Origin of the sequence: Sinomonas sp. G460-2 (assembly GCF_047759905.1) — a bacterium.
Classification (GTDB): Bacteria; Actinomycetota; Actinomycetes; order Actinomycetales; family Micrococcaceae; genus Sinomonas.
On sequence record NZ_JBKZWT010000272.1, the window covers coordinates 1 to 4846 of the forward strand.

At 67.4% G+C, this 4846-nt stretch carries 6 protein-coding genes; 2 read left to right on the top strand and 4 right to left on the bottom strand.

Annotation, left to right across the window (positions count from 1 at the left end):
• The 4 genes from ACLN58_RS17785 to ACLN58_RS17800 all read right to left on the bottom strand — a co-directional run.
• The coding region (locus ACLN58_RS17785) for a hypothetical protein (protein WP_415856577.1) at positions 1-186 on the bottom strand (186 nt) is incomplete at its 3' end.
• Positions 187-437: 251 nt separating this feature from the next.
• A complete protein-coding gene (locus ACLN58_RS17790; RefSeq protein ID WP_415856578.1) occupies positions 438-1181 on the bottom strand; it encodes a hypothetical protein in 744 nt (247 codons plus the stop codon).
• Between the two features lie 21 nt (positions 1182-1202).
• A complete protein-coding gene (locus ACLN58_RS17795; RefSeq protein WP_415856579.1) occupies positions 1203-1955 on the bottom strand; it encodes an AfsR/SARP family transcriptional regulator in 753 nt (250 codons plus the stop codon).
• 193 nt (positions 1956-2148) lie between these two features.
• The gene (locus ACLN58_RS17800; protein WP_415856580.1) at positions 2149-2415 is read right to left on the bottom strand and encodes a hypothetical protein; all 267 of its coding nucleotides are present in this window, start codon (positions 2413-2415) and stop codon (positions 2149-2151) included.
• A gap of 298 nt (positions 2416-2713) precedes the next feature.
• On the opposite strand from ACLN58_RS17800, the gene ACLN58_RS17805 reads away from it, so the two are divergent.
• Entirely contained in the window at positions 2714-3868 is a 1155-nt protein-coding gene (locus ACLN58_RS17805) for an extracellular solute-binding protein (RefSeq protein ID WP_415856581.1), read from the top strand.
• On the top strand, positions 3865-4809 hold the full coding sequence (locus ACLN58_RS17810) for an ABC transporter permease (protein ID WP_415856582.1): 945 nt from the start codon (positions 3865-3867) through the stop codon (positions 4807-4809). The genes ACLN58_RS17805 and ACLN58_RS17810 overlap by 4 nt, the downstream gene beginning before the upstream one ends.
• The last annotated feature ends 37 nt before the right edge of the window (positions 4810-4846 follow it).

Here is a 4846-nt window from a genome sequence, read left to right on the forward strand (position 1 = left end):
CTGCGTGACCGTGATGAACTGGCCGGCGGCGCTGTTGGCGACCGAGGCGAGCGTCACGGCGTTGAGGGCGACCGAGCTGTTCGTGGCGAGGATGCCCGCCCAGTTGGCGTCGAACACGAGGGTCTCGCGGCCCGGGAGCAGCTCGACGGTCTCAGCGGCAAGGTCGGTCATGGTCAGCTTCGTCATGGGACTCAACTCCTTGGTGGTTGGTGATCTGGATTCGGTGTGGCGATTGGGGTCAACCGCTGTAGTAATTCCATCGAATGGATTGTTACCCTCGTGTTATTGCCGCGTTATCGGTCTGACGTGGGAAAACGCTGCCAGCGAGGTGGCCCGGAACGCACAAAGAGGCCCCCGCCGGCAGCTTCGGGGGCTGCCGACGGGGGCCTCGGCTGAGGGGCTCGTCGGGGAGCTGGCAGGGGAGCCTGAGCGGGGCGTCAGTCGCCCGCGTCGACCTCGACCCGCGCGGTGACGCCAGGCGCCCGGGTGTCCTCGACGATGGCCGCCTTGGCGCGGTTCGCGGCGTCGTCCACGTCCTTCTTCGCCTCGTCGCGCCATGAATCCTCGGGGTGCACCGCCTTGGCCGCGGAGAGCTTGAGGCCGAGTTCCTGCTCGATCTGTTGGATGAGGGCCTTGGTCTCCGCGGAGAGCTCGCGTTGCGAGCCGCCGATGATCACGAACTGGAGCGCGACGGCGGTGGTCCTACAGCCCACGCACGCCACGTTGACGGCGAGCGAGCGGTTGTTGACCACCACGGCGGAGGCTCGCGGTCCCGTGATGATCTGCACCGACACGGCCGTCGAGGAGCAGCCCGCGCAACTCGACCATGCCGCCGCGACGTTGTCCGCTACGGCCGCGCCGTTGCCCACGACCCGGACGGTCTGGAGCGTGGTGGCCGTGCCTGAGCAACCGTCGCACCCACTCGTCGCGGTCGCCGTCGAGACGGCCTTGCCGCCGGACGGCCGGAGGATGGGGTCAGAGCGGGTCGCGTCCGTGACGAGCGGCCGGGCGACGGTCGGGATGGCCGTGGAGGCCGCCTCGAGCGACGCCGAGGCGCGCGAATCGTCGTCAGGCCCCCGCCCGTCCGCAGAGGCGGCGCCCGGGGCCGAAGCACCGAGCGCCGCCACGACGGCAAGGGAGAGGGCGATGGCCGGGACTTTCCACCTCAGGCGACGTGCCATACCTCACAGCTCCTTCCAGGGTTAGTGATGTGCTGCAAGCCGGGGTGCGCGGTTCTTGGCCGCGAGGGGGCCGGGGAGCCCGAAGTCCTCGGCGGAGTTCCCGCCGATGGCCGCCTCGAGCCGGCGTGAGGGCTCGAGCCCCATTTCGTCGCGCAGCCTGCGGCGGAAGTCTGCGAGGGTGCGATAGGCGCCGGCGGCGTTGCCCGCGTGGATCTGGCCCCGGATCATGAGCGCGTGCGCGGATTCGCGCAACGGCTCGATCGCGGCGGCGTGCATCGCCGCGGCGACGGCGGCGTCCGGCTCGTCGGTGCCGAGGTAGTGGCGCGCGATCGCCTCGAGGGAGGCGATGCGCAGCTCGCGCAGGCGCTCCTGCTCGAAGATGATCCAGTCGTCGTACCAGCCGGGCAGGAGCTCGGCGGAGTAGAGGTGTTCCGCGATCCCTGGCGCGATGCCCCGACCGGAGCGAGCCTCCTCGGCGCTGCGGCGCAGCTCGTGGAGGTCGACCGCAACGGAGGCGGAGAGACACACCGGATCGAGACTGTCGGTCAAGATGCCGGGCAGCTGGTGCCGGACCTTGAACACGGTGGCCCGAAGGCTCCCCGAGGCCTGGTGCTCGGAGCTGTCGGGCCACAGGAGGCCCGCGAGGTACGAGCGAGAACGCTGGCCCACTAGGGCGAGCGCGGTGATGAGGCGCTGCTGGCGGGCTCCGACCGCAACCATGTGCCCGTCGCACAGGAGCTGCCAGCAGCCCAAGAGGTGCAGTTCCCATTCCATGGGTCAGACCCTCCGTCGTGATGCGAGAGCCCGCGGAGAAGGGTCGTCCTGATTGGCGATTCTCCCCGCGATGCACGCCTGATGAACGAGATAAGCATGACGAAGCGGAGATAATCCAGTCAATAGATTTATTCGCCTTGACTGGAACTTTTGCGAAAGATCTAGCGCACTACCGGGAGCGTGAAATCGGTTGTCACACGTGCGGGTCGGTGCTCTCGCTGGCCTGGCGCTGGCCCGCGCGGGCCTCAAGCCAGTCGCGCACGCTCTTGACAGCGGCTTCCGAATCTGGGGTGACGGTCAGCTCGCCCGGCTCCCACGCGCCGTCGGACGCAAGGATGCGGATCCGCAGGCTCTCCTCGGATTCGGGCTCCCTCCACACGCGGAGAACGAGCGTGCCCAGCTCCTCGAGCCCTGGCTCGCTCGGCTCGTTTCCGTCTGCGGATGCGGAATGCTGTGCCATGTTCTCCTCAGTTGCCGCGTGGCGTCTGGGCCCACGATGTGGGCCCGCTGCCTTCTGTCCCTTGAGAGGCAGTCTAGGCACGAAGCTGACGCGAGTTTCGGTAGTGAGTGCGAGTGTTCCAGTTCGGGGGAAGGCTTCCGTGTCCGTTCACCGCCGTGAAACCTAATCTTTGACAGTTCGTTAGGACAAACATCTTCTATGGAATGTCGGCGCCTGACTGTCGGGGGGCGAGGCGCCGCACGACGCCACCACGACGTCCTCGGTCAGGAAGAACCCGGCCGCGTATCAGGAGAGATCCATGAAGCTCACCACCGCCCTCGGAGCCACAGCGGCCATCGCCGCGACGGCCCTTGCCCTTACCGGCTGCGCCCAGAGCAGCACGTCCGCCGCCAGCTCCGGGGATGCCGGGTCGAAGACCGTTCGGGTCTTCATCAGCGGGGACACCAACATCCAGAACCTGTGGGAGAAGGACCTCGGCCCGGCCTTCGAGAAGGCCAACCCGGGCTACAAGGTCCAGGTCACGATCGACCTCCACGGCGAGCACGACGCGCAGACCCTCGCGAAGCTCACGAGCTCGGTTGAGCAGAAGAAGTCCCCGGACTTCGACCTCGTCGACGCCGGCTTCGTCCCGAAGGCCTCCGCGGCGAACCTGCTCACGCCGGTCGACTCCACGAAGATCTCGGCGCTCTCGAGCATCTCGGCGGACACCGTCAAGGCCGGCGGCACGGGCGGTATCCCGTACCGCGGCTCCTCGGTGCTGCTCGCGTACGACTCGAAGACCATCCCGACGCCGCCCAAGACCCTCGACGAGCTGCTCGCGTGGATCAAGGCCAACCCGGGCAAGTTCACGTACAACTCGCCGAAGTCGGGCGGCTCCGGCGGATCCTTCGTCGCGACCGTGCTGGACAAGTACGTCCCCGCCGACGCGCGCCAGAAGATGGGCACGAGCTACGCGAAGGACCTCGAGTCCAATTGGGACCAGGGCTTCGCCGAGCTCAAGGGCCTCAACCAGTACGTGTACCAGAAGGGCGTCTACCCGAACGGCAACCAGCAGACGCTTGACCTTCTCGCGAAGGGTCAGATCACCATGGCCCCGGTCTGGTCCGACCAGTTCACCACGGGCGTCGCGAACGGCTCGATCCCCTCGACGATCAAGTCCGCGCAGATCTCGAACCCCTCGTTCACGGGCGGCGCCGCATACCTCGGCATCCCGTCGAACACGCCGAACATGGACGCCGCCGTCAAGCTCGCCAACTTCGTGCTGGCGCCTGAGCAGCAGGCCATGATCGTCAAGGACATCTCGGGCTACCCGGCCATCCCGCTCAACAAGCTCCCGGCCGACCTCCAGTCCAAGTTCTCGAGCGCGGATCCCAACAACCTCCGCCTCCCGTACTTCGACCAGGTCGGCAAGGACATGAACAACCAGTGGGACCAGAAGGTCCCCGGCCAGTGACCTCCGCGGTCCGGTCGCGCCGCGCGCCTCGCCCCGCCGGCACCCCTCGGGTGTCCGCAGGGCAGGCGCGCGGCCTGTTCATGGCGCTCCCGCCGATCGTGCTCATCGCCCTCTTCATCGGGTTTCCGATCCTTTTGGCGCTCGGGTTCAGCCTGGGCTTCACGGGTGGGCTCAACCACACGATCGCGGTCATCGGCCAGAACGTGCACGAGGCGCAGGGCGCCGTGCCCACGTTCGGGGCCTACAGCGATCTCTTTGTGGATCGCCGCTTCCTCGGCGACCTCGGCGTGACGGTGATCGTGACCCTCGTGAGCACCACCTCGGTCATCGTGCTCGCGACGGGCATCGGCCTGTACCTCAAGTTCAGAGGGGGAGTCCTCGGCAAGATCCTCTCCGGTCTGGCCGTCGTCCCGCTCTTCATTCCGGTGGTCATCGCCTCGTGGGCGATCCTCGGCTTCTACTCGGCGGACGGCTTCCTGCGGAGCGTGTTCGCGCTCGTGGGGCTCGACTTCCCCGTGTGGTCGTTCACGATGATCACCGTGATCATCGGCTCTGTGTGGACGTCCCTGCCGTTCGCGACTCTCCTCGTCACCTCCGGCCTTCAGGCCGTGCCGCAGGCCATGATCGATGCAGCGCGCGACGCCGGAGCCTCCTTCTGGCGCGTCGTCGCCTCCGTCGTGGTCCCCATGGCGGGCGTGCCGATCATCATCGCGACGACGTTCACGGCGATCGGCATCCTCGGTTCGTTCACGGTCCCGTACTTCACGGGCCCGAACTCGCCGAATATGCTCGGCGTCGACATGTCGAACTACTTCTCGGCATTCAACCAGCCGCAGCAGGCCGTGGTCATGGCGTTCGTCGTGTTCATCATCGCGTCCGGCATCGCCGCGGTGTACGTGTGGGCGAACTTCCGCTCCGCCAAGGAAAGTGGGGCCGTCTGATGGCTCAGAAGACGCTTGGGCCTGCGGCGCCTGAGCC

Coding starts and splice junctions, on each gene's coding strand:
- ACLN58_RS17790 (WP_415856578.1), bottom strand. CDS start 1,181: ATGGCACGTCGCCTGAGGTGGAAAGTCCCGGCCATCGCCCTCTCCCTT.
- ACLN58_RS17795 (WP_415856579.1), bottom strand. CDS start 1,955: ATGGAATGGGAACTGCACCTCTTGGGCTGCTGGCAGCTCCTGTGCGAC.
- ACLN58_RS17800 (WP_415856580.1), bottom strand. CDS start 2,415: ATGGCACAGCATTCCGCATCCGCAGACGGAAACGAGCCGAGCGAGCCA.
- ACLN58_RS17805 (WP_415856581.1), top strand. CDS start 2,714: ATGAAGCTCACCACCGCCCTCGGAGCCACAGCGGCCATCGCCGCGACG.